This window comes from Streptosporangium sp. NPDC000095 (assembly GCF_042899335.1).
In the GTDB taxonomy this organism is placed as follows: domain Bacteria; phylum Actinomycetota; class Actinomycetes; order Streptosporangiales; family Streptosporangiaceae; genus Streptosporangium.
The window spans coordinates 379,857-403,148 of record NZ_JBIAZS010000005.1; the positions used below are offsets into that span (position 1 = coordinate 379,857).

At 70.1% G+C, this 23,292-nt stretch carries 16 protein-coding genes; 4 read left to right on the top strand and 12 right to left on the bottom strand.

Annotated features, from left to right (window positions below):
• Nucleotides 1-181: 181 nt before the first annotated feature.
• Nucleotides 182-1,531 carry a polysaccharide lyase family 1 protein gene (locus tag ACFY3V_RS14815; protein ID WP_389773530.1) on the top strand — a complete coding sequence of 450 codons (1,350 nt, stop codon included), beginning with the start codon at nucleotides 182-184 and terminating at the stop codon, nucleotides 1,529-1,531.
• 167 nt (nucleotides 1,532-1,698) lie between these two features.
• On the opposite strand, the gene ACFY3V_RS14820 is transcribed toward ACFY3V_RS14815, so the two are convergent.
• From ACFY3V_RS14820 to ACFY3V_RS14830, 3 genes are all read right to left on the bottom strand, one after another.
• Nucleotides 1,699-3,168, bottom strand: coding sequence for an aldehyde dehydrogenase (NADP(+)) (locus ACFY3V_RS14820; RefSeq protein WP_389773533.1), 1,470 nt, complete (start codon nucleotides 3,166-3,168; stop codon nucleotides 1,699-1,701).
• Nucleotides 3,169-3,234: 66 nt separating this feature from the next.
• The gene (locus tag ACFY3V_RS14825) at nucleotides 3,235-3,957 is read right to left on the bottom strand and encodes a hypothetical protein (RefSeq protein ID WP_389773536.1); all 723 of its coding nucleotides are present in this window, start codon (nucleotides 3,955-3,957) and stop codon (nucleotides 3,235-3,237) included.
• Nucleotides 3,958-4,154: 197 nt separating this feature from the next.
• The gene (locus tag ACFY3V_RS14830) at nucleotides 4,155-5,099 is read right to left on the bottom strand and encodes an alpha/beta hydrolase (RefSeq protein ID WP_362905179.1); all 945 of its coding nucleotides are present in this window, start codon (nucleotides 5,097-5,099) and stop codon (nucleotides 4,155-4,157) included.
• A gap of 181 nt (nucleotides 5,100-5,280) precedes the next feature.
• Between ACFY3V_RS14830 and ACFY3V_RS14835 the strand changes: the two genes are divergently transcribed.
• Nucleotides 5,281-6,279: a helix-turn-helix transcriptional regulator gene (locus tag ACFY3V_RS14835; protein ID WP_389773539.1), complete on the top strand. Its 999-nt coding sequence runs from the start codon at nucleotides 5,281-5,283 to the stop codon at nucleotides 6,277-6,279.
• Nucleotides 6,280-6,426: 147 nt separating this feature from the next.
• Here ACFY3V_RS14835 and ACFY3V_RS14840 read toward each other — a convergent pair whose 3' ends face one another.
• The 5 genes from ACFY3V_RS14840 to ACFY3V_RS14860 are packed head-to-tail and all read right to left on the bottom strand — an operon-like array spanning nucleotide 6,427 to nucleotide 12,662.
• Nucleotides 6,427-8,013 (bottom strand): acyl-CoA synthetase, encoded by a 1,587-nt coding sequence (locus ACFY3V_RS14840; protein ID WP_350946556.1) that lies wholly within the window; start codon nucleotides 8,011-8,013, stop codon nucleotides 6,427-6,429.
• 19 nt (nucleotides 8,014-8,032) lie between these two features.
• Nucleotides 8,033-9,184: a thiolase domain-containing protein gene (locus tag ACFY3V_RS14845; protein WP_350946555.1), complete on the bottom strand. Its 1,152-nt coding sequence runs from the start codon at nucleotides 9,182-9,184 to the stop codon at nucleotides 8,033-8,035.
• A gap of 6 nt (nucleotides 9,185-9,190) precedes the next feature.
• Complete coding sequence (locus ACFY3V_RS14850; RefSeq protein ID WP_362905186.1) at nucleotides 9,191-10,210, bottom strand: thiolase domain-containing protein; 1,020 nt, start codon at nucleotides 10,208-10,210, stop codon at nucleotides 9,191-9,193.
• A complete protein-coding gene (locus tag ACFY3V_RS14855) occupies nucleotides 10,211-11,122 on the bottom strand; it encodes an OB-fold domain-containing protein (protein ID WP_350946553.1) in 912 nt (303 codons plus the stop codon).
• Entirely contained in the window at nucleotides 11,112-12,662 is a 1,551-nt protein-coding gene (locus tag ACFY3V_RS14860; RefSeq protein WP_389773545.1) for an acyl-CoA synthetase, read from the bottom strand. The genes ACFY3V_RS14855 and ACFY3V_RS14860 overlap by 11 nt, the downstream gene beginning before the upstream one ends.
• Before the next feature lie 372 nt (nucleotides 12,663-13,034).
• On the opposite strand from ACFY3V_RS14860, the gene ACFY3V_RS14865 reads away from it, so the two are divergent.
• Both ACFY3V_RS14865 and ACFY3V_RS14870 read left to right on the top strand, forming a co-directional pair.
• Nucleotides 13,035-13,850, top strand: coding sequence for a crotonase/enoyl-CoA hydratase family protein (locus tag ACFY3V_RS14865; protein WP_389773548.1), 816 nt, complete (start codon nucleotides 13,035-13,037; stop codon nucleotides 13,848-13,850).
• A gap of 177 nt (nucleotides 13,851-14,027) precedes the next feature.
• Entirely contained in the window at nucleotides 14,028-15,254 is a 1,227-nt protein-coding gene (locus ACFY3V_RS14870) for a cysteine desulfurase-like protein (RefSeq protein WP_389773551.1), read from the top strand.
• 148 nt (nucleotides 15,255-15,402) lie between these two features.
• On the opposite strand, the gene ACFY3V_RS14875 is transcribed toward ACFY3V_RS14870, so the two are convergent.
• The 4 genes from ACFY3V_RS14875 to ACFY3V_RS14890 all read right to left on the bottom strand — a co-directional run bounded on the left by ACFY3V_RS14875 (nucleotide 15,403) and on the right by ACFY3V_RS14890 (nucleotide 23,175).
• Entirely contained in the window at nucleotides 15,403-18,744 is a 3,342-nt protein-coding gene (locus ACFY3V_RS14875) for a family 16 glycoside hydrolase (protein WP_389773554.1), read from the bottom strand.
• Between the two features lie 277 nt (nucleotides 18,745-19,021).
• Entirely contained in the window at nucleotides 19,022-20,842 is a 1,821-nt protein-coding gene (locus ACFY3V_RS14880; protein WP_389773557.1) for a hypothetical protein, read from the bottom strand.
• Between the two features lie 60 nt (nucleotides 20,843-20,902).
• Complete coding sequence (locus ACFY3V_RS14885) at nucleotides 20,903-22,018, bottom strand: nitronate monooxygenase family protein (protein ID WP_362504135.1); 1,116 nt, start codon at nucleotides 22,016-22,018, stop codon at nucleotides 20,903-20,905.
• A gap of 242 nt (nucleotides 22,019-22,260) precedes the next feature.
• A complete protein-coding gene (locus tag ACFY3V_RS14890) occupies nucleotides 22,261-23,175 on the bottom strand; it encodes a DUF3068 domain-containing protein (RefSeq protein ID WP_362905198.1) in 915 nt (304 codons plus the stop codon).
• Nucleotides 23,176-23,292 lie beyond the last annotated feature (117 nt).

Below are 23,292 nucleotides of genomic sequence, written 5' to 3' on the forward strand. Positions count from 1 at the left end.
AGCGGGCGTCGTTCCCGAGGGCGCACCCGTCCTCACCCGGACCCGCGCATGCCCTGGAGCGGGCGCACCCACCCCTGACCTGGGCGCGCCCGCTCCAGTATCCGGAAAAACCCCGGGGCCGTACGCGCCTTGCCGCCCTGCCCCGCAGCGTCCCTCCCACCTGACCTCGTGAAGGAAGACCATGAAACGAGCCGTCGCGCTCACCGCCCTGCTGTCCCTGGCGGTCCTCTCCGCCCCTGCCGCGTCCGCCACCTCCTTGAGTACCGGCGCCCCCGAGACCACGACCTCGTCGGAGTCGGAGTCGGAGTCGGAGTCGAAGGCCGCCGGGCGCAGGCCGGACCTGGGCCGCCAGACCCTGCCCGCGAACGACGGCTGGGCCGCCGAGGGCTCCGGCACCACCGGTGGAGCCGCGGCGCCCGCGTCGAACGTGCACACCGTCTCCACCCGCACCGAACTGGCCACCGCGCTCGCCGCCCCCTCACCAAAGATCATCTACGTGAAGGGGACGATCGACACCGACAGGACCTGCGCCGACTACGCGACCGGCGGCTACACCCTGGAGGGCTATCTCGCCGCGTACGACCCGGCGGTGTGGGGCAGGGAGAGCGACCCCTCGGGCCCGCTGGAGGACGCGCGGGTCGCCTCGGCCGCGAAGCAGAGCGCGAACATCAGGCTCAAGGTCGGCTCGAACACCACCATCGTCGGCCTCGGCAAGAACGCGCGGATCCGCGGCGTCAACCTGCACGTCGACAAGGTCGACAACGTCATCATCCGCAACATCCTCTTCGAGGACACCGCCGACTGCTTCCCCCGGTGGACCCCGACCGACGGCGCCGAGGGCAACTGGAACTCCCTGTACGACAACATCTCGGTGACCGGCTCGACACACGTGTGGGTGGACCACAACACCTTCACCGACGGCGACAACCCGGACTCGAAGCAGCCGTTGCGTTTCGGCAGGCCCTACCAGGTGCACGACGGGCAGCTCGACATCACCCACGCCTCCAACTTCGTCACGGCCTCCTGGAACCGGTTCTCCGGCCACGACAAGACGATGCTGATCGGCTCCACCAACAACCCGGCGAACGACACGGGCAAGCTGAACGTCACCCTCCACCACAACCACTTCGAGAACGTGCTCCAGCGGCTCCCGCGCGTGCGCTTCGGCCAGGTGCACGTCTACAACAACTACTACGAGATCCCCGACGCCTCGACCTTCGAGTACGCCCTCGGTGTGGGCGTGCAGTCGCAGATCTTCGCCGAGAACAACCTCTTCCGGCTGAGCCGGGCGGTCGCCCCGTCGAGTCTCCTCTACGACTGGGGCGGCACCGCCCTCACCGCGAGGGGAAACCTGCTCCGTGTCGGGGGCAAGGTCTCCCCCGTCGACCTCGTCTCCGTCTACAACGCCGCCCACGACCCCGACCTCGGCTCCGACGCTGGCTGGACCCCGGCCCTGCACACCGGGATCGACCCGGCCGCGTCGGTGGAGCGTTCGGTCTCCCGGCACGCGGGGGTCGGCGAGATCGGCTGAGAACGCGTCGGCCCGGCACCGCGGACCCGGACGGCCCGTCGTTCACGAGCCGTCCGGTCCTCGGGTTCTCCCCTCGGGCCGGTAGAGCCGGCCCGCCGAAGAGGCATCGGCGGGGCCGGTGGGGGGGCGCGCCGCTCTCTGACCGGTCCGAAGACCGGCGGGAGGCGTCAGGCGTGCCCCTCCACGAGGACCCCGTCGACCCGGCGGGGGATGCCGAGGGGGTTGTCGTCGCGCAGTTCCGGCGGCAGGAGCTCGGCGGGCCAGTCCTGGTAGGCGGTGGGCACGAGCCACCTGCGGATCGCGGCGGCGCCGACCGAGGTGTGGGCGGCGGCCGTGCTCGCGGGCCAGGGACCGCCGTGGTGCATCGCCCAGCGGACCGCCACCCCGGTCGGCCAGCCGTTCCAGATCAGCCGCCCCGCCTTCCTGAGCAGCACTTCGGCGCTCTCGCGCGCCTCGGCGGGGTCGGTCGCGTGGACCGTGGCGGTGAGCGAGCCGTCCAGCCGCTCCAGTACGGCAGGCAGGTCGGCGGCGTCGGCGTAGACGACCACGAGGGCGGCCGGACCGAAACACTCCTCCACGAGTTCCGGCAGGTCGGCGGCGAACGTCGCCAGGTCGGTGACGAACACCTGCGGGGTCACCGCGAACGCCCCCTCGCCGGGCCTTCCCTCGGCGAGCGGGGTGAGCCTGCCGAGCCTGGCCAGCCCGTGCTGGAAGCCCCCCCGCATCCGCTCGGTGAGCATCGGCCCGCCCGCGGTCTCGGAGACCGCCTTGGAGATGGACGCCAGGAGGTCGGCGTCGTCGGGGACGAACACCAGTCCGGGGTTGGTGCAGAACTGCCCGGTGCCGAGGGTGAGCGAGGCGGCGAACCCCTGGGCGAGGCCGTCGCGGGCGGCCGAGGGCAGCACGACGACGGGGTTGACGCTGCCCAGCTCGCCGTAGAACGGGATGGGGTCGGGCCGCTCGGCGATGAGCGCCTGGATCGCCTTGCCACCGGGGATGGAGCCGGTGAACCCGACGGCCGCCACGGACGGGTGCCGGGCGAGCCGCTTCCCCGCGTCGAGCCCGCGGACCAGACCGAGCAGCGCCGGGTCGGGCAGGGCGCCCCGGATGATCTGCCAGGACAGCTCCGACGTGCCGGGGTGCCCGTCGTGGGCCTTGACCACCACCGGGCATCCGGCGGCCAGCGCGGAGGCCGTGTCGCCGCCCGCGACCGAGAAGGCGAAGGGGAAGTTGCTCGCCGCGAAGACCCCGGCCACGCCGGGCAGCGGGTGGTTCATCCGCCGCAGGTCGGGGACCGGCGGCTGGGCCGTCGCGTGGTCGATCACCGCCTCCACGTGCCCGCCGTCCCGCAGCACCTGGGCGAAGAGCCGGAACTGACCGGCGGCCCGCGCCACCTCCCCGCGCAGCCTGGTCTCCCCGAGCGCGGTCTCCGCGTCGGCGGCCCGCCAGAGCTCCTCGACGCCTCCCTCCAGCGCCGCCGCCACCGCCTCCAGCGCCGCCGCCCGGTCCGCGGAACGCCAGGCGGGCCCGGCCGCGAGAGCCGCCGCGACGCTCGCGTCCACCTCGTCGTCCGAGGTGAGGGGGAAGGGATCTCCGAAGGACTCACCGGTCCTGGGGTCGATTGAGTGGATCACCACGAAAGCCTTTCCTCAGCGGAGCCTGCCACGCCAGGCTACCCGTCAACGGTAAGCGCTTTCCCTAGATCAAGGAAGCACGGCCTCCCAGCGGGCGATGAGGGTCTTGCCCCCGGCGGTCACCGTCACGTTCTCCCCTGCCTTGCCCAGGGCGGTACGCAGCGCCTTCGCCTCGTCTCCCCGATAGGTCGCGGTGCCGAAGTTGCCGCCGGACGCGGCCTCGATCGGGGTGGTGATCCCCTCGGGCCAGGTCGCCTGCCGGATGGGCCTGGTGCTCGGGTCCTCGTACATCGTCACCGTGACCGGCGCGGTGACATCGGGCGTGCCGGTGGCGCGGATCCGCGCGGTCAGCTTCGAGAGGCGCTCGGTCGCGGCGACGACCGGGGCGTCCTCCGCCGTCGGCGTCCCCTCCAGCCGGGTCTCGTGGGTCCTGCCTGCGGAGTCCACCACGGTGACGACCGCGAAGGGCTGGTCGGTGGCCCCTCCGGTACGGTCGAGCGTGCCCTCCCTCCCGGCCAGGGACTCGACCAGCCCGGCCCGCAGGTCACGCAACTCGGCCGCCGGGAGGGGCACGACGACCAGCTCTCCGTCACGCAGCGAGCCGGCCCGCCCGTCGGCGGTGACGCTCATGCTGTCGCCGCCCTCGCACGTCATCCCACCGCAGCTGACGTACCGAACGACGACGGCACCCGGCCGTTCCCCGGCCGGCGCGGTGGTCTCGACGGCGACGGTGGTGGTCCCCGAGCAGCCGACCATGAGGAGGAGCGGGACGACGGTCCGCAGAAAACGCATCACCTTCCGGAAACGGATCGCGGGCCAGAGCGGTTCACGCCCTACTGAGCGAGGGGTCCGGGGGCAGAAGTCGGCGGCGGAGACGATCATGATAGCTATCGCAGACAACGACCGATTACCGGGGTTGCAGAGGTCACGTACGTCTTCGGTGTCGAGCGGACCGGCCACTTCCCGGATGTCGGCCTGTCATATCGCGGTCAGGTGGCGTCCTGCTGTTCCAGCCACTTCACAATCGCTCGGTTCGTTTCTTCCGGCTTCTCCTGCTGGATCCAGTGACCGCAATCAAGGCTGACCACCTCCACGTTGGGCACGAACTCCGCCAGGTTCTCACCCCGTGCGACCAGATCCCTGTCGCCATAGATCATGAGTGCGGGCTGTCGGATGATCGGGTCCACGTCCGCCAGCAGGTGCCAGTTGCGGTCGAGGTTCCTGTACCAGTTGATGCCGCCCGTGAATCCCGATGATTCGAAGGCGGAGACGAGGACGGCCAGTTCGCCGTCGCTCATGATGGGCTCGCCGAGCGGTGTTTCCGCTCTGGCGAGATCGATCAGCGCCATGCCCGGCTGAGGCTCTCTGGGGGGCTCGTTCTTCCGGTAGATGTTGCGGAGGAACTGGAATGTGTTGTCTTCGAACACGGCGTCCGCGACGCCCGGCTGTCGATTGAAGTGGACGAAGTAGAAGTCGCCGCCGAGCATGTCCTCCATGGACTCGATCCAGGGCTTCTCTCCGCGCTCGGGGTAGGGCAGGCTCAGGTTGATCACCTTGTTCACACGGTCGGGGTGCAACAGGGTCAGTCCCCAGACGACGAACGCACCCCAGTCATGGCCGACGAAGACGGCGTCTTCGTATCCATAGTGGTCGAGGAGTGCGACGAGGTCACCCGACAGGTGTTCGATGTCGTAGTCCGTCACTTCGGCCGGGCGGGACGAGTTGCCGTAACCCCGCTGGTTCGGTGCGATGACGTGGTAGCCGGCAGCGGCGAGGACGGGCATCTGGTGCCGCCAGGAGAAGGCGTGCTCCGGCCAGCCGTGGCAGAGCACGATGGGTTTTCCCGCATTTTCTCGGCCCGCCTCGAAGACTTCGAGTTCCACACCGTTGACCGGAACAAGGGTGGGCTTGGGAAAATCGGTTGGATTGGGCATCGCGTTTCCTCTGTCTTTTCGGAGTGATCGGGCGACGAAGGTTCCCGGAGACGACGTCGGCGCACCCCTGACGGGCCGGGGGTGTTCGCCTGTGGTCGACCTCGTCGGTGAGGTGATGTCGCCATCCTGCCAACCGAAACCGGTCACCCCATGACCGGTTTTACGTGAAAGTGTTGTCGGCGTGCGAACCGACCGGCTGGTGGCCATCCTCCTCTTGCTGCAACGGCGCGAGCAGGTGACGGCGGCAGAGGTCGCCCGAGAACTGGAGGTCTCCGAGCGCACCGCCCGCCGCGACCTCGACGCCCTGGCCATGGCCGGGGTGCCGGTGTACTCCATGCAGGGCCGAAGCGGCGGCTGGCGCCTCGTGGGCGGCGCCCGCACCGACCTGTCCGGGTTGACCGCGAGTGAGGCCCGCGCCCTGTTCCTGGTTGCCAGCCCGGTCTCGACTGCGACGCCGGCCGTGAAAGCGGCTCTGCGCAAGCTCGTCCACGCCCTGCCGGAGCCCTTCCGGGTGCAGGCCGAGGCGGCGGCGTCGTCGTTGGTCATGGACCCGCAACGATGGGGGGCGAGCTGGGTCGAGCGCCGGCCACCTCGCTTCCTCGACGAACTCCAGGACGCGGTGATCCGCGGCGTCCAGGTGCGGCTCGGCTACGTCGACCGCGAAGGCACCGAAACCGAGAGAACCGTCCACCCGCTGGGCATCGTCGCCAAAGGGCCGACGTGGTACCTCGTCACCAACACCGACGCCGGTCGGCGGACGTTCCGGATCGATCGCGTGTCATCCGTCGAGCCGACCGACGATCCCGTGCACCGGCCAGAGGGGTTCGACCTTGCCGAGAGCTGGAGGGAGATCGCCGACGCAGTCGACCGAAGGCGAACACCCCTCGAAATCCAGGCCGTGTGCACTCCCGAAGGGATCGGCAAGCTCCGAATGACGCTCGGGGACCGGCTTGAGGTTGGAGGTTCCACGGTCGACGGCCGCATCGAGGTCGTGATCCGCGGCTACAACGAGTACGCGCTCGCGGGCGAGCTCGCCGGACTGGTCGAATGGCTCGAAGTGACCGGCCCGCCTGGTGTGCGAGACCACCTCACCTTGATCGGCAACGCGCTCGTCGAGCGATACGGCCGAGACAGCCCCAGCGCCCCCCCTGCTGAGTCTTTCACCGCAGCCGCGCAGTGATCTTGTGTCCGGCCGGTCCACGCCGCGCTTCCGGCAGCACGACAGCCCAGCCCGTCCAGCGGCCCCCGGCGACGAACAGGGCGACGTCCTGACGGCCTCCGGCCAGGAGAGCCGGTGACGTGCGGGAGGAGTGACCCGGTGAAACCGTCAGGAACGGGCGGCCTCGGCGGTCGTCCTGGCCCAGCGGTAGTCGGCCTTGCCCGCCGGGGAGCGGACCATCTCGTCGACGAAGGCGAAGGTCCTGGGCACCTTGTAGCCGGAGATCTTCTCCCGGCAGTGGGCGTCGAGTTCCTCGGCCGTCGGCGCCGTGCCGGGACGCGGCTCGATCACCGCCGCGACGCGGGTGCCCCACCGCTCGTCCGGGATGCCGGTCACGACCGCGTCGAAGACCGCCGGGTGGCCCTTGAGCACCGCCTCGACCTCCTCGGGGAAGACCTTCTCCCCGCCGGTGTTGATGCACGCGGAGCCCCGGCCGAAGACCGCGATGGTGCCGTCCTCCTCGACCTTGGCCATGTCTCCGGTGAGCAGCCAGCGGACCCCGTCCTTGTCCGTCACGAAGGTGCGGGCCGTCTTGGCCTCGTCCTTGTAGTAGCCGGAGGCGATCCGGCCGCTCCTGGCCACGGTGCCCAGCTCGTCAGAGCCCGGCTTGACCGGTTCCAGCGACTCGTTGAGCACGGCGAGGCCGGCGTGCGGGTTCGCCTGGTAGCGCAGCCCGGACTCGGGGGAGGATCCGGGAACCGCCGAGGCGGTGTAGCCGGACTCGGTGGAGCCGAAGCTGTCGATGATCATCTTGCCGGGCAGCAGTTCCTCCAGCCGTTCGCGTACCGAACCGCTGAGGATCGCGCCGGTGGAGCTCAGCGCGAACAGCGAGGACAGGTCGTAGCCTCCGCCGGCGATCTCGTCGGCGAGCGGACGGGCCATCGCGTCCCCGGTGATGTTGAGCGTGAGGACCCTCTCCCGCTCGATCGTCCGCAGCACCTCGGCCGCGTCGAACCTACGGACGTACGCGATCGTGCCGCCCATGCACCAGGTGATGAAGGTGCCCATCTGGGCGGCGCCGTGCATCAGCGGCGCCGCGGCCATCATGGTCATCTCGCCCGCGGCCGAGGCCGCCTCGATCACCTCGCCGGGGGTGGCGCGCGGCTCGCCGTAGGGGTTGCCGCCACCGAAGGCGAAGAACAGGTCCTCGGTACGCCACATCACGCCCTTGGGCATGCCGGTCGTGCCGCCGGTGTAGATGATGTAGAGGTCGTCGCCCGAGCGTTCGGGGAATCCGCGCGTCTCCGGCTGCCCGGCGAGCGCCTCCTCGTACGGCACCGCGCCCTCGACCTGGGACGGCCCTCCCACGGCGATCAGGTGTCGCAGGGCGGGGGCGTCGGGGGCCGTGGCCGCCACCCGGGCGTCGAACTCCACGTCGAACAGCAGGGCGACGATGTCGGAGTCCCGGTAGAGATAGAGCAGCTCCGCCTCGACGTAGCGGTAGTTCACGTTGACCGGCACGGCGCGGATCTTGAGGGTGGCGAGCAGTCCGGCCACGTACTCGATGCCGTTGTAGAGGTGTATTCCGACGTGCTGCCCGGCGCGCACTCCCCTGCTCTCCAGGAAGTGGGCGAGCCGGTTGGCGTGCGCGTCCAGCTCGGCGTAGGTCACGCGGCGGTCGCCGCAGACGACGGCCGTGCGGTCCCCGATCGCGTCGGCGAGTCCTTCGAACAGATCCGCGTGGTTGAACTCCATTCGCACCCCTCCTGGGGGATCAGGGTTTGTCGCTGCCGACCATCCACATCGCGAAGAACTGCGCGCCGCCCCCGTAGGCGTGCCCGAGCGCCCGCCGGGCGCCGTCCACCTGGTGCTCCCCCGCCATCCCTCGCACCTGGAGCGCCGCCTCGGCGAACCGGATCAGCCCCGAGGCGCCGATCGGGTTGCTCGACAGCACACCGCCCGAGGCGTTCCACGGGATGTCGCCGTCCAGGGCGGTCGCTCCGGACTCGGTGAGCTTCCAGCCCTCCCCCTCGGCGGCGAAGCCGAGGTTCTCCAGCCACATCGGCTCGTACCAGGAGAAGGGCACGTACACCTCCGCCACGTCGATCTCCCTGCGCGGGTCCGTGATCCCGGCCTGCCGGTAGACGTCGGCCGCGCAGTCCTTGCCGCCCTGCGGGTTCACGGTGTCGCGACCGGCGCGGAAGATCGGCTCGGAGCGGGTCGCCGCGCCGAGCACCCAGGCGGGGGTGCTGTCGGTGAGCTTGTCCTGCGCGGCCAGCACCATCGCGCAGGCGCCGTCGGAGGACGGGCAGGTGTCGAGGTAGCGGATCGGCTCCCAGAGCATCGGGGTCGACTCGACCATCTTGCGGTCGATGCCGGGGATCCTCAGGTGGGCGTACGGGTTCTTCAGCGCGTTGCGCCGGTCCTTGACGGCCACCAGGTGGCCGATGTGCTCGGGGGCGCCGGAGCGGCGGATGTACTCGCGGATGTGCGGGGCGAAGTAGCCTCCCGCGCCGACGACGAGCGAGGCGCTGAACGGCAGGTGGGTGGACAGGGCCCAGGTCGCGTTGGACTCCGACTGCTTCTCGAACGCCACCACCAGCACCCGGTCGTGCACGCCGCCCTGGATGAGCGAGGCGCCGACGAGCGCGGTGGACCCGCCGACCGAGCCCGCCGTGTGGACCCGCATCATCGGCTTGCCCGCGGCGCCCAGCGCGTCGGCGAGGTACGCCTCGGGCATCATCACGCCCTCGAACAGGTCGGGGGCCTTGCCGATGACGACCGCGTCGATGTCCTTCCAGGTCAGGCCCGCGTCCTGGAGCGCGCGCAGGGCCGCCTCGCGGACCAGCCCGGCGAGGGAGACGTCACGTCGCTTGGTCGTGTAGTGGGTCTGGCCGACACCGATGACCGCGCAGGGGTTACCCATGGTCGTTCACGCCTCCATCACGGTGACGAGGTTGTGCTGGAGACAGGGTCCGCTCGTGGCGTGCCCGAGGACGCGGCTCGCGGTGCCGTCCATGACCCGGGCGGCCGCCTCGCCGATCCTGATGAGGCCGGTGGCCATGACCGGGTTCGCGGCGAGGGGGCCGCCGCTCGGGTTGACGCGTGTGCCCTCACCGAGTTCCAGCGCCTCGCGCAGGATGAGCTCCTCGTGGCTGAACTGGACGTGCAGCTCGGCCACGTCGACGTCACCCTTGCCCGCCCCCGCCGCGCGTGCGGCGTCGGCGGCGGAGGCCGACCGGGCGAGGTCCCTCATGCCCAGGTAGTGCGGCTCGATGCGGTGGGCGATCCCCGTTATCCACGCGGGCCGCTCGCACAGCTCCCTGGCCAGCTCTCCGGCCGCCAGCACCACCGCGGCGGCGCCGTCGGTGATCGGGGCGACGTCGTACGGCCGCAGCGGCGCGACCTCCGCGTCCTCGCCCGAGGGGTCCGGCAGGTCGAGGGCGTAGGGGTTCGCCCTCCCGTCGGCCCGGCTGCGCCGCACGATCTCGTCGAGTTCGGCCCGTTTCGCCCCGGTGGCCGACGCCTGCAGCGCGGCGAAGGAGACCTGGTCCAGCCCGAGGGGAGCCAGGTAGTACGGGTCCAGCTGGAGCGTCATGATCTCCCGAAGGTCCCCCTGGGAGGACTTGCCGAAGCCGTAGACCAGGGCCGAGTCGACGTCGCCGTGCTGGAGCCTGACCCACGCCTCGTACAGCGCCCAGGCGGCGTCCATCTCGACGTGGCTCTCCGAGATCGGCGGCCAGGCGCCGAGCGCGTCGAGCGCGGAGACGAACGAGAACGGCGCGCCCGCCAGGTAGTCGCACGACCCCGAGCAGGTGAAGCCGAACCTGCGCAGCCCGGTCGCGGCCCTCACCTCCTCCAGCGGGGGCAGGATGAGTTCGGCCTCGCTCTGTCCCTCGTCGACGGCGCTGTGCCGGGTCTGCGCGAACGCGACGACCGCTATCTCCCGCATCTACAGCTCCACGTCCGGCTCGCCGGTGGGGGCGAACCACTTGATGTTCGACATGGACATCGTCCGCTCCTCCTGCGGCACCCAGACGGCCCGCACCCGCATGCCCTGGCGCACCTCGTGGGCCGCGATCCCGCCGACCAGGGCGATCATCGGGATGTCGGTGCCGTCGAGCTGGATGTACGCCGAGACGAACGGCACCTCGGGGGCCCGTGGGTCGGGCAGGTTGTTGATGGCGAAGGTGGTGATCGTGCCGGTGTCCGGGACGACCACCTCCTCGGTGATCGAGACCCCGCACTCGGGACAGGAGAGCCGGTAGGGCACGTAGACCTTGTGGCAGGTGCCGCACCGGCAGCCGATGAGGACGCCCTCTGCGACCCCCTCCAGGAAGCGGCGCAGCGCGAGCCCCGGCGTGACCGTGTACTCGGCGCGGACCTCGGAGACGATCCTGGTGACCTCGGGAACGAAGCTCTCGATGTCGGTGATGTGGCCGGTGCGCTCGGCCCGCCAGCGGGGGCGCACCCGCAGCCCCGGGCGCATCGCCCTGACATCTCCGGCGTCCACCGCGTGCACCAGCGAGGTGTCGGCGCCGTCCAGCCGGATCAGGGCCCAGGCGAACGGCCGGTCCAGCGGGTGGCCCTTCCTGGGGACGGTCACCCAGGCCCAGCTCTCCACGGTGCCCGCGGGGCCGACCTCGACGAACTCCTCGGTCACCGCGTCGCCGGTCTCGGGGTCGTACTCCAGCGGCGGCACCAGCGTGCGTCCCGCCGCCGTGCGGACCCCGAAGAGCCGCCCGTCGCGCAGTTCGGTGAGGAAGCGCCCGATCACCGGTCCCGTCGTGCGCGTGTATCCGCCGGGGAACTCCAGTACGTGCCGTGCCCGCAGCGGTGCCGGGGGGTCTTCGCTAGATGGCACGTTCGCGTCCCTTCCAGTACGGGTCACGCAGCTTGCGTTTGAGGAGCTTGCCGTTGGGCTCGCGGGGCATCTCCGTGACGAAGTCGACGGATCTCGGCCACTTCATCGTCGACAGGCGGCCCCTCAGCGACTCGACGAGCTCGGCGGCGAGCTCGGGCGAGGGTGCGACGCCGGGCGCGGGCTCGACCACGGCCTTGATCTGCTCGCCCCACTCCTCGTCGGGGATGCCGAACACGGCCACGTCCGCGACCTTGGGGTGGACCATCAGCTCGTTCTCGATCTCGGCGGGGTAGATGTTCGCCCCGCCGGAGATGATCATGTCGGCCTTGCGGTCGCAGAGGAAGAGGAAGCCGTCCTCGTCCAGGTAGCCGATGTCGCCGACGGTGAAGTGGTCGCGCAGCCGGTTGGCCTCGGTCTTCGCCGGGTCGCCCTTGTACTCGAAGCTGAGGCCCCGCATCTTCATGTAGACGGTTCCGGGGGTCCCCGCCGGCACGGGCTCCAGGTTCTCGTCCACGATGAGCAGCTCGCTGATCGGCCAGGCGGTGCCGACGGTGCCGGGACGGCTCCTCCAGTCCTGCGGGGTGGCGATGGTGCCGCCGCCCTCGGTGGCCGCGTAGTACTCGTAGACGCAGTCACCCCACCACTCCAGCATCGCCCACTTGACGGGGACCGGGCACGGGGCCGCGGCGTGGATCATCCACCGCAGGGAGGAGAGGTCGTACTTCGACCTCACGTCGGCGGGGAGGGCGAGCAGGCGCTTGAAGTGGGTGGGGACGAGGTGCGAGTTGGTGACGCGGTACCTCTCGCAGAGCCGGAGCGTCTCCTCGGCGTCCCATTTGTCCATGTAGACGAGCGTGTGCCCCATGTGCAGGGCCGTCCCCCCGAACTGGGTGACGGCGGTGTGGTAGTTCGGCGAGGTGACGAGGTGGACGTTCTCCTTGCCGGGGGTGATGCCGAACAGGGTGAGCAGGAACGTCATCAGCTCGGCGGCGTCGTCCGGGTCCATGCCGCTGAGCGGGCGCCGCACCCCCTTGGGCCTGCCGGTGGTTCCGGAGGTGTAGTGCATGGTGGCGCCCGCCGTACGGTCGGCGGGTGCGGCCTCGGGGCGCCCCTCGGTCAGCTCGGAGACGGGCCGCACGCCCTCCACCCGCCCGAACGCGAAGACCCGCTCGGGGGCGATGCCCGACTCGGCGGCGCCGCGCAGGCCCTCCTCGGCGTACCGCTCGTCGACGAAGAAGGCCCGGGCCTCGCTGTCGGCGACGATGTAGCCGATCTCGGGGCCGGTGAGGTGCCAGTTGATCGGCGTGTAGTACCAGCCGGCCTGCAGGGCGGCGAGATAGAGGACGAGCCCGTCGGAGCCGTTGGGCACGAGGCCGCAGATGCCGTCGCCCGCCTGGAGGCCGAGCTCTCTCAGGCCGTGGACGAGACGGTTGGCACGGGCGAGGAGGTCACCGGCGCGATGTTCCGCGCCGTCCGGGTCGACGGCGGCCACCCAGTCGGGGTCCGCCTGCGCCAGTCTCCAGAAACCGAGCGTACCCATCGGACATCCTTTCGCTGGAAAGGCCCCGGTACACCGAAGTGCATCACGTTCTCTTTATCGCGACAAGCCCTGGCGGAACGGGGTATATAGAACAAGAATCTGTTCTTGTGCGCATGGGCAGACTAACCTCGGGAGGTGCGCCTAGCAAGCGCTTGACCCAGCACAGGCCCACTCTTTCCGCGTGGGATCGGCCCTCCTCGGAGACGTCCCTCCCGGCGTCGCCGAGACCCCGCTCCCACCCCCCGCACGGGAGCGAACGCCCCCTCACCGCGCGGGAGCGAACGGTCCCCGGGCGGCCACACCGCACGGGAGCCGGCACGCGTCCAGAATTTCCCCCACCAGGCACCTGGTTGAACCAACGGAGGTCGTCCCGTGGAACTCCTGCCGATCAGCACACCGCACTGCCGGATCGAGCGTGACGGTCACGTCGTGGTCGTCACCATGGACCGGCCGGAGGCGAGGAACGCGCTCTCCACCGACATGCTGGTCGGCCTGGCCGACGCCTGGGCGTACGTCTCCGAGGAGCCCGAGGTCCGCGTCGCCGTCCTCACCGGCGCGCACGGGACGTTCTGCGCGGGCGCCGACCTGAAGGCGATGGGCACCCCTTCGCAGGACGCCCGGGTCAGGGAGCGCGCCGCGGCCATCCCCGACTTCCACTGGAAGGGCCTGCTCCGCGACTCCGGCGCGCTGCCGACGAAACCGATCGTCTGCGCGGTCGAGGGATACGCCGTGGCCGGGGGCACCGAACTGCTCGTCGGCACCGACATGAGGGTGGTCGCCGAGTCCGCCACCCTCGGCCTGTTCGAGGCCCGCCGCGCCCTCTTCCCCATGGGCGGCTCCGCGATCCGCCTGCCCCGCCAGATCCCGTACGCCTTCGCGATGGACATCCTGCTCACCGGCCGCGCCGTCACCGCGCGGGAGGCACTGGCCATGGGCCTGGTCAACCGGGTCGTCCCCGACGGGGAGGCACTCACGACCGCCCTGGAGATCGCCACCCAGATCGCCGAGTGCGGCCCCCTCGCCGTCCAGGCCATCCTCCGCGCCTACCGCGAGACCCTGGGCATGCCCGAGGCCGAGGCACTGAAGGTCTCCGACGCCGTCGGCTGGCCGGTCATCGGCTCGGCGGACGCCAAGGAGGGCTCCCGCGCCTTCCGCGAGAAGCGCCCACCCTCCTACCGGGGCGAATGACCCGGGTGCCGTCCACGCTCCAAGCCCTCGTCCACGCGTGGACCAGCGCGTCCCCTGCCCGCCCCAGCCGGCACACCACCTACCCAAATCAACCTGACGAAGTACTCTGGCCACGTTCCGCTCCAATGGGGACGCCTGACAAGAACACCGATGGCCGGCAGCGGTCCTGGAGGTTTTGTGGCATACGACGTGGCGGCTGTACGGGCGCACTTTCCCGCGTTGGACGAGGGTGCGGCGCACTTCGACGGGCCCGGGGGGTCGCAGGTGCCCGAGCCGGTCGCGGAGGCCGTGGCCGGTGCGCTGCGGGCCGCCGTCTCCAACCGGGGGGCCGAGACCGCCGCCGAGCGGCGCGCCGACGGGATCGTGGCCGAGGCGCGCCAGGCGATGGCCGACCTGCTCGGCGCCACCCCGGGCGGCGTCGTGTTCGGCCGGAGCATGACCCAGCTCACCTACGACATGGCCCGCGCGCTCGCCAAGGAGTGGGGACCCGGTGACGAGGTCGTGGTCACCACCCTGGACCACGACGCGAACATCCGGCCCTGGGTGCATGCCGCCGAGGCGCGCGGGGTCACGGTACGCCGGGCCGACTTCGACCCGGAAAGCGGCGAGCTGAGCGTCGACACGATCGCCCACCTGCTCGGCGGGCGCACCCGGCTGGTGGCCGTCACGGCCGCGTCGAACCTGCTGGGCAGCCGTCCGGACATTTCGGCGATCGCCGAACGGGTGCACGCGGCCGGGGCGCTGCTCTACGTCGACGGCGTGCACCTGACGCCGCACAACCTGGTCGACGTCGGACGGCTGGGCGCCGACTTCTACGCCTGCTCGCCGTACAAGTTTCTCGGCCCGCACCTGGGCGTGCTCGCCGCCGACCCCGGCCTGCTGGAGAGCGTCCACCCCGACAAGCTGCTCCCCGCCACCGACGCGGTGCCCGAACGCTTCGAGCTGGGCACGCTGCCCTACGAACTGCTCGCCGGCACGACGGCGGCGGTCGACTTCCTCGCCGGGCTCGTACCGGGTGAGGGGACCAGGCGCGAACGCCTGGAAGGCTCGATGGCCGCGCTGGAGGAGCACGAGAGGATCCTGCTCGAACGGCTCGACGCAGGGCTGGCCGAGATCGCCGGAGTGACCTTCTACGGCGCGGCGTCGCGCGCCCGCACCCCCACGACCCTGTTCTCCGTCGACCACGTCAGGTCCGCCGACGCCTACCGCTTCCTGGCCGAACGCGGCGTCAACGCCCCCGCGGGCAGCTTCTACGCGCTGGAGTGCTCCCGCCGCCTGGGCCTCGGCGACACCGGCGCCATCCGGGCCGGAATCGCGCCGTACACCGACGAGTCCGACGTGGACAGGCTCCTCAAGGGTGTCCAGGAGCTGGCCGGGGAGGCGGTACGGCCCGAACCGGCGTGAACGGCACCGCCACGGGCGGAGCCCGGTTCCCGGACGAACGGCGGGAAGGACGAGGGCGTCGCGGTGCGCTCACGGCCCGGTGGGTGGCCCCATGCACAGGGCAGGCCGCCCCGCGCGGAGAGCGGGACGGCCTGCTGAGCGGATGAGGTCAGGAGACAGGTTCGATCCATATGTTGCGGAAGCGGGGGTTCTCGCCGGCGTCGCCGTGGTCCTGAAGGCGGATCCCGCCCGAGGCCACGCTCTCCGGGATGTGGTCGCCCGTGCCGCCGTCGACGGCCACGTCGTCGTGCACCACCACGCCGTTCCAGACGACCGTGACCCGGGCGTTGTCGGTCTTCACTCCCGCGCTGGTATACCGGGCCGCGCGGAAGGTGATGTCGTAGGTCTGCCACGTTCCCGAGGCGGTGGCCATGTTGCGGTCGGGCGCGCGCTTGTTGTAGATCGCGCCCGCCTCGTTGGCGGCCGGCGTGGTGTCACCGTACGACTCCAGGACCTGGATCTCGTAGCGTTCCTGGAGGAAGATGCCGCTGTTGCCCCGCTGCTGGCCGGTCACGTCCGGCGGGTAGTCCGGCTCGTACCACTCGGCGTGGAGCTTGAAGTCGCCGAACGTCCGCCGGGTGCGGATGTCGCCGCCGTAGGACTCCACGGAGCCGTTCGCGATCGGCCAGGTCGCCGTCCCGCCGGCCCGTTTCTCCCACGCCGCCAGACTGGACCCGTCGAACAGCGTGATCCGCTCCGCCTTCGACACGGTGATGTGGTCGAGGTTGACGTTGCCCGTGTCGCCGGAGTCGTACCTGTAGGCGATCGTGTTCGTGCCCCGGTTCAGGTTGAGCGGCTCCGTCTGGACGGCCCAGGCGTCCCAGCCGCCGGTGGCGGCCAGCCGCACCTGCCTGACCTTGGTCCCGTTGACGTACAAGCTCAACGACCTGCCGACGTCGGCCGCGTAGCGGAGCCCCACGTTGTGCGTGCCGGTCGTGTCCGACCACACGGAGAACGACGTGCTCGCGCCCTGGTTCCAGTAGCCGTCGACGAAGCCCTTGTAGGTGTAGCCCTGGTGGTTCTGGTTCGCCTTCGCGCCACCGGCCAGCGTGGCGTTCTCCGCCTCGAACACCCGCTGCGCGGCCACGGTGATGGAGTCCAGGTTGACGTGGCCCACGTCACCGCTGTCGAACCTGTAGGCGATGAGGTTGGCGCCCTCCTTCAACGCGAGCGGTTCGACCCGGGTGGCCCACAGGTCCCAGGTCTCCGTGGTGGGCAGCGGCACCTGCCTGACCTTGGTCCCGTTGACGTACACGCTCAGGGACTTGGTGCCGGGCGCGGGGTTCGGGCCGTTGGAGTAGCGCAGGCCGACGTGGTACGTGCCCTCCCTGGCCGCGTGCACGGCGAACTGCGTGGCCGCTCCCACGCTCTGGTAACCGTCGACGAAGCCGCTTCCCGAGTAGCTCAGATGATCGGTGTTCAGCTTCGCGCCGCCGCTGTGCGAGGCGCTCTCCGCCTCGTACACGGTGTCCGTCTCCGGACCGTCGACCATCGAGTTGAGCGTGTACCAGGCCTCGGTGCTCCACAGCGGCTGCCCCGACGCCGAACTGAACGGGCGCGGCGACCGCAGGTGCACCACGCGCCCCGGCTTGAGACCGGCGATCTTCAGCGTGACCTTCTTACCGCTGGGGTTCAGGTCCGCGGAGGTGACGGTCAGCGGCTCCTCGTCCACCTTGGGGCCACCGTAGGTGGAGGCCGCGGCGTACCGCCACTGGGTGGCCTGGTACCTCGCCGCCAGCGACGCGGCGGTCTCGGCCGACAGCGGCTGGGTGTACTGCAGCTCGAAGCCGCCCTCGATCGCGCGCATCTTCAGGATGTCGAAGGTCTTGTCATCGCCGGGGGTCAGCTTCTGCAGTCCGTAGGTGAGCTTGCCCGGCTGGCCCCAGTTTCCGCCGGCGCCGAGACCTCCGGCGTAGACGGCGCCGTCGGGCCCCAGGCTGATCCGGTTGACCCCCGCCTCAAGGCCCTGGGTGAAGCGGAAGACCGCGCCCTGGTACTCGCCGTTGACCTTCTCCAGGTAGCCGCGCTGGATCCCGCCGTAGGTGACGTCGCCGAACAGCATCTGCCCCGCGTACCTGCCCTGCTTCATGAGCAGTGGCGTGCTGGGGGAATTGGCGATCTCGTTGTGCGGCAGCCAGAGCACGGGCGCGCTCACCACGTTGTCGTCGAACCGGCCGTCGGGGTTGGTGTAGTGGTTGAAGAACCGGTCCTTCTTGACGTGCACCAGTTTCGAGGCGGGCAGCCAGCCGCCCTGGTTGTCCATGACGAACAGGTCGTCGTTCGGGCCCCAGCCGAGCCCGTTGGGCGTGCGCAGGCCGCCGGCGACGTACTCGACCTTGCCGGTGGCCTTGTCGACCTTGATGGTCGTGCCCCTGTCCGGCGCCGGTTGCGGGTCGGTGGTGGCACCGCCGTAGTTGATGGCGACGGAGAGGTTGATGTAGAAGTGGCCGTCACGGTAGAGCAGCCCGAACGCGAACTCGTGGAAGTTGCCGCCGAACGGCCAGGTCGCCACGGTCCTGAGGTTGTCGGCGACCTCGTCGCCGTCGGTGTCGTTCAGCTCCACCAGCCGGGACTTCTCCGAGACGTAGAGCTTGCCATCCACGTACTTGATCCCCATGGGCTCCTGGAGCCCACCGGCGATCTTCTTGGTGGTCACCTGCGCGGGTGAGGTCTTGCCCGTGACGTTGTCGAGCAGGTAGACCTCGCCGAGCTTGGTTTCCGAGCCGCCCCACGTGGCGACCGCCAACCGGCCGTCGGGCAGCCAGTCCATCGCGGTCACCTGCGGCTGGAAACCCTCCGGTCGCAGGTCGGTGAGCGTGAAGTCGGGGTGTACCGACTCCAGCGGCAGCCCGTCGCCCGGAGAGTCGGCGCCGCTCTCGCACTCCTTGCGCCCGGGGGCGGTGACCCGCACCACGTCCGCGTCCGTGCTCAGCACCGAGTTCGGCACGAGGGCGAACCCCGAGGATCCCGGTGGTTTCCACTCCAGCTTGAGCTGCTGGCCGTACAGGTGCTCGAAGTGGTCGACGCGCAACGCGTGGTAACCGGTGGTCAGGGTGATCGTGCCGTCCACGGCGATCGGCCCGTGCCGCCCGTCGTTGGTGATCACGACGGTGTCGTCGATGCGCAGCCGAGAGCCGTCGTCGCTGGTGAGCCGGAACTCGTAGGTGCCCGCGGTGGCGATGGAGATGTTGCCGATCGCCTCGGTGACGAACATGTCGGTCAGGCCGAAGTCGGCGTCGGAGCTCCAGTCGATCGTGGGCATCAGCTTGTCCACGTTGGGTGTCTGACCGGGCTTGAGCGTGCAGAGCTTGGACAGTTCGACCTGGACGTCGTAGGTGCGCAGGGTGACGCCCGGCACCTGTGGCGGCACTGCCACGTGTGCTTGAGCGGGTACGGCGAGCCATGAGAGCGCGGTGAGCAGTAAGACGGATAACAGGGGGGATTTCCGCATGACCGTTCCATCTCGGTGAGGAGGCCGCTTTTCGGCGCGGCGTGGGGGATGCGGCACCGCCGGTGTGACTGATCGGATGGCGGATGCCGGACCTGATTCGCTGTGACGGGGAGGAGTTAATGCCGCTCTGGCCGTAATCTAAAGCAAGATTTTCCACTTGCCCATACGTATATGCCGAAAACCAGCAAAAGTCATACCTATCACGGCAAAAGAAGAGGACGTCGCGCTCCGGCGCGACCGCACCACCGATCACCGACCGCGCTTCGGAGCCGCCCCTCTAGCCCGGGACCGGGCCTCCGAAGAGGCCGCCGATGACGCAGACCCGGGTGTCGGCGGACAGGACCTCCATCCGTACCGAGGCGCCGGGGGCGGTGAAGGGGATGTGGATCCTGCCGGTTCCCTGTTCGAGGACGATCTCGACCTCCTGCTCCCCCACCTGCACGTAGGCCGCCGTCCTGGCGGTGGAGCGGTAGTCGAGGCCGAGGACGACCATGCCGCCCTTGTGCGCGAGGGGGATCGAGATCGTGCCGCCCAACTGGGGGAAGCAGCCGCCGGGAGCGGCGACGTAGGGGCCGGTGAGGCGGACCGGGACGAGGCGGCGCCCGGTGGGGTCGAGCACGAGCGGGGCGACGGCGGGCCGGGGGTTGCGCATGAGGGCGGCGAGTTCGGGCGGGGCGAGCGGGCTGAGGGTGAGGTGGCTGAGCCCTTCGTCCCCGTACCCGAAGCCGAACTGGTCGTAGGGCGTCTGCTGGGGATAGATGTCACTGCCCGGCGGGGCGGAGGCGAGCGTGGCCCGCACCGAGGCGAGGTAGGAGCGGATCTCGGCCCGCCCCGGCTCCGTCCCCATCACGTATCTGTGCGCGGAGTAGACGGAGAAGGCGGCGACCGTCATCGCCAGCAACGCGCAGCCGGTCCCGGCGACGCGGGCCGGGATCCGCCAGCGGTACGGGCGCGCCTCGCCCAGCAGCGGGAGCATCGCCAGCCCCAGACAGAGGGCGATCACCGGGGTCACGTCCGCGAGGTAGCGGGCCTCCTCGCCCAGGGCCCGGTCCAGGGAGCGTCCGGCCAGGATCGGCACCATGAGGAGGGGCGGATAGAGGCAGAGGATCAGCCACGCCTTCCACGCTCCCCGCCTGAGGAGCAGGGTGACGGCGACGACCACCCCGATGAGCGCCCAGGCCGCGCCGACCATCGCCTGCGGCGGCACCGCGTAGAACTTGTACCACCAGGGCCCGGGTCCCCCTGCCGCGAGCACCGGGAGGGTGACGCCCAGCATCCGCGCCATGGCCCGGCCGGCCACCTCGGAGGAGGGCGCCCCGATCTCCTGGCCGTGCAGGCGGTCGAGCTGCAGGAGGAACAGGATCGAGTAGGCGCCCGCCATGACCGCGTACGCGCCGAACACCGTCGCCAGGGAACGCAGGCGCTCACGGACGGGGAAGTACAGGACGGTGACCAGGACGAGCAGCAGGGGGATGGCGAAGACGGCCTTGAGGTGGAAGGAGCCGAGCCCGAACAGGAACCACAGCCCGGTCACGACCGCGTCCACGCCGCGCCCGGAGCGCAGGAACGTCACGTGCGAGGCGACCGCCATCGCGATGGCGATCTGCAGCGGCAGGGCCTGGACCGCCGCCGCCCACCAGTAGAAGGCGGGCAGGGCGAGCGGTGTGAACAGGTAGAGGGACAGCGGCACCAGGATCATCCAGCGGGCACCGAACAGCACGCGCAGCATGCGGTACACGGCGAGCGAGGCGGCGAGCTGGAAGAGCAGCAGTGCCGCCGCGGTCACCGTCCAGTCGTACGCGCCGAGCGAGGTGACGACCGTGTTGGCGATCATCCCGACCGGCATCACGTGCGCGGAGTAGACGCCGAAGAGGTAGTCGAGCCCGAAGGGTTCGGCCGCGGCCCTGCCCACCATGTTGAGGTCGTCGCCGAAGAAGCCGCCCCGGTGCAGGATCACGGCCCGCCAGGCGAGCTGGACCACGATGAGGACGAGCGCGGCGCCGAGCACCCGCCGTCCCTCGGGAAAGGACCGCGAAGGTCCTGTCGGGGGATCGGTGACATCGTCAGTGACACCATCGGTGACCTGCGGGGACGCCATCATTCTCCAAACTCATCGGCTCTGATGAGTTCTTAGCCCATTCCTTCGGACATGAGCTACCTACTCACCGGTAATGCGACCCAATCGTTCCATTGCCTCGACGTACTGCTCGATCATGCCGAAGACGACGTCCCTGGTGGACCTGACCTGGTTCATCGCGCCGATGATCTGCCCGGCCGGGAAGGTCGCCAGCTCGGTCGCGTCGGAACGGCCGATCCTGCGGAGCGCGTCGGAGATCAGCATGAACTGCAGCGGCATGGGGAGCGTGCCGGGCGACTCCTGGGACTCCCAGGCGTCGGTCCACTCGTTCCTGAGCAGCCGGGCGGGCTTGCCGGTCCACGACCGCGAGCGCACGGTGTCGCGCGAGGTCGCCCCCAGGATGCGGCGCTTGACCACCTCGGAGGTGTCGGCCTCCTCCACGGCGAGCCAGATCGATCCCGTCCACACGCCCTCGGCGCCGAGCGCGAGCCCGGCCGCCATCTGGCGGCCGTCGCCGATGCCGCCCGCGGCCAGCACGGGGACGTCAACGGCGTCCACGACCTGCGGTATGAGGACCATCGTGGAGATCTCCCCGGTGTGCCCGCCCGCCTCGGTGCCCTGGGCGACGACGATGTCCACCCCGACCTCGACCTGTTTGATCGCGTGCCGCGGGGTGGAGGCGAGCGCGGCGACCTTCACCCCCTTGGCGTGCGCCTGGTCGACCACGTCGGCGGGGGGCGGGCCCAGCGCGTTGGCGAGCAGTGCGATCGGGTGCCGCAGGGCCACCTCGACCTGCGGGCGCGCGGTGGCGTCGGTCCAGCCGAGCAGCACCTTGCCCGCGTCCGCGTCGGCCGAGAGCGGTGGCACGCCGTGGGAGGCGAGCAGGCCGTCGACGAAGTCCCGGTGGCCCTGGGGGATCATCCCCTGGAGCCGTCCCACGAGGTCCTCGGGCGAGTCGACGCCGAGGTCGGAGCCCGCGTACGAGGCGGGCATGACCACGTCGACGCCGTACGGTTTGCCGTCGACGTGGTCGTCGATCCACTTGAGCTCCATCTCGAGCTCCTCGGGGGTGAAGTAGAGGGCGCCGAGCACGCCCATCCCCCCCGCGCGACTGACCTCGGCGACGACGTCACGGCAGTGGCTGAACGCGAAGATCGGAAATTCAATCCCGAGCATGTCGGTAACACGTGTCCGCATGCTGCGACTGTACGACCGCGTCAAACTAACTGCAACGCGTTCTAGTAGAGAACCTTTCTTTCGACCGAAAACCTAAGCTACTCGTGAGTAATGAAGCGGGGAAAACGATGGAACGCGTTCCAGCGGTGCGTCCGGGAACGAGGGTTCACGAGGTTCACGGCGAACGGAAAAGGAGGCCGCGGGCGCGCGCCCGCGGCCTCCCTCCACACCTTCCCCGTCGAGGGCCCGGCGCCCCCGGTCTCTCACATGTCCCTGCGGCGCCTCACGAGCAGGACGCCGGTGACGACCAGGGCGAGGCCGATCACCAGGAGCACCAGCGGGATCATGGTCTTGAGCAGCGTGATGCTGTTCCTGCTGTCGAGCGCGTTCTTGACCAGGTCGTCCACGGTGTTCTGGGTCATCTTCACGTCGGCGGCGAAGGCGAGCGAGCGCTCGACGCCGTCCGAGGTCTTGAGCACGTCGTGGCGCTGCTGTTCCTGCCGCACCGGCGAGCCGGTGGCCGGCTCGATCCAGAAGGTGTTCACGCCGTCGTAGACGCGGTCCGCCTGCACGTCGCCGGGATCGTCCATGCCGAGGATGGAGGCCGGGACGGTGACGGTGTCGATCTTGGTCGGCGGGACGGTCTGCTCGAACCGGTATACCGAGAGCCCTCCGACCTGCTCCTCACCGACGAACTTGGCGTCGAACGCCTTGCCGGTGATCGCGTTGAACACGCTGTACGTCTTCTTCTCGACGTCGAAGGGCCACTTGTAGATCTGCCCCTGGAGTTGCACGGGGGTCTTGTCGACGTTGACGTTGCAGCAGTTCACGCCCTCGCCCGTGTACTTGTTGAACGCGCTGCGACGCTCGCTGAACGAGATGAGGGGGTTCTGGTTGGTGACGTCGTTGACCGCCGTGGCCTCCTCCCAGACGACCCGGTCGCCTTCGGCCGCGGTAACGTCCCCCCTGGTGGTGACGGTAATGTCAAGGTTGCCCTTCACCACCTTCAGGTCCCCGGGGCTGAAGTACTGGGCGTCGACGGCCTCCAGCTTGCTGATGCCGTACTGGTCGGCGGGGGCGGCGATGAGACCGGTCGCCACCTGGAACCGCACGAGCGGTGCCAGAACGATGAGAAACGCCCCGAGTCCGATGAATATCAAACCGATGACGCGACGCATCGCTCCTCCTGGGGCCGCCCGCTACACATATATCCCGCTCACCCTATAACAAGTTCCATTTCGCGATATGTTAGTGCTGGCAAACATCCACAGTCACCAGGGATGCCGAAAAGTGAC

Coding starts and splice junctions, on each gene's coding strand:
- ACFY3V_RS14845 (WP_350946555.1), bottom strand. CDS start 9,184: ATGGGTAACCCCTGCGCGGTCATCGGTGTCGGCCAGACCCACTACACG.
- ACFY3V_RS14885 (WP_362504135.1), bottom strand. CDS start 22,018: ATGCGGACACGTGTTACCGACATGCTCGGGATTGAATTTCCGATCTTC.
- ACFY3V_RS14825 (WP_389773536.1), bottom strand. CDS start 3,957: ATGCGTTTTCTGCGGACCGTCGTCCCGCTCCTCCTCATGGTCGGCTGC.
- ACFY3V_RS14875 (WP_389773554.1), bottom strand. CDS start 18,744: ATGCGGAAATCCCCCCTGTTATCCGTCTTACTGCTCACCGCGCTCTCA.
- ACFY3V_RS14815 (WP_389773530.1), top strand. CDS start 182: ATGAAACGAGCCGTCGCGCTCACCGCCCTGCTGTCCCTGGCGGTCCTC.
- ACFY3V_RS14860 (WP_389773545.1), bottom strand. CDS start 12,662: ATGGGTACGCTCGGTTTCTGGAGACTGGCGCAGGCGGACCCCGACTGG.
- ACFY3V_RS14880 (WP_389773557.1), bottom strand. CDS start 20,842: ATGGCGTCCCCGCAGGTCACCGATGGTGTCACTGACGATGTCACCGAT.
- ACFY3V_RS14840 (WP_350946556.1), bottom strand. CDS start 8,013: ATGGAGTTCAACCACGCGGATCTGTTCGAAGGACTCGCCGACGCGATC.
- ACFY3V_RS14890 (WP_362905198.1), bottom strand. CDS start 23,175: ATGCGTCGCGTCATCGGTTTGATATTCATCGGACTCGGGGCGTTTCTC.
- ACFY3V_RS14850 (WP_362905186.1), bottom strand. CDS start 10,210: ATGCGGGAGATAGCGGTCGTCGCGTTCGCGCAGACCCGGCACAGCGCC.
- ACFY3V_RS14830 (WP_362905179.1), bottom strand. CDS start 5,099: ATGCCCAATCCAACCGATTTTCCCAAGCCCACCCTTGTTCCGGTCAAC.